This is a genomic window from Achromobacter sp. Marseille-Q0513 (assembly GCF_018195695.1).
GTDB lineage: Bacteria > Pseudomonadota > Gammaproteobacteria > Burkholderiales > Burkholderiaceae_B > Achromobacter.
Genome location: NZ_JAGTJY010000500.1, coordinates 1 through 481 on the forward strand (window position 1 = coordinate 1; position 481 = coordinate 481).

The 481-nt window shown below is 66.7% G+C and carries 1 protein-coding gene; it reads right to left on the bottom strand.

Annotated elements, in window-relative coordinates; translation table 11 throughout:
* Positions 1-49 precede the first annotated feature (49 nt).
* The gene (fdxA, locus tag KDH83_RS31470; protein WP_212323071.1) at positions 50-385 is read right to left on the bottom strand and encodes a ferredoxin; all 336 of its coding nucleotides are present in this window, start codon (positions 383-385) and stop codon (positions 50-52) included.
* Positions 386-481 lie beyond the last annotated feature (96 nt).

Consider the following 481-nt stretch of genomic DNA (forward strand, 5'->3'; position numbering starts at 1 on the left):
ATGGCGGCTAGGGGTGGATTTCGTGCGGGCGTATCTGCGGGACAGCACACTAGCTACCCGCGCGCGCCGGATAGGCCGCGACCATCGGATGGTCGCAGGCCGAGGGCTGCACGCCGTCCGCGCCGCCAGGCGAGCCCAGGCCGCTGACGTCCGGCCCGAAGAACTCCCGGTTGATCGCCGCGAACACGGCTTCGTGAGGCGGCAGCTCCTGGGCGTCGTGGATCGCTTCGGTCGGACAGACGGACACGCAGATGCCGCAGCTGATGCACTCGTCCGGATGGATGTACAGCGTGCGGCCGCCCTCGTAGATGCAGTCGACGGGGCAGCATTTGACGCAGGCGCGGTCCTTGACGTCGATGCAGCCGGAAGCGATCACGTAGGTCATTATCTACCCCGCCATTGTGGTTTGCGCTTCTGCTGGAACGCGAGCACGACCACGCGGATGTCGTCGCGGCCCTCGATCTCGGTCCAGATGCGTTGC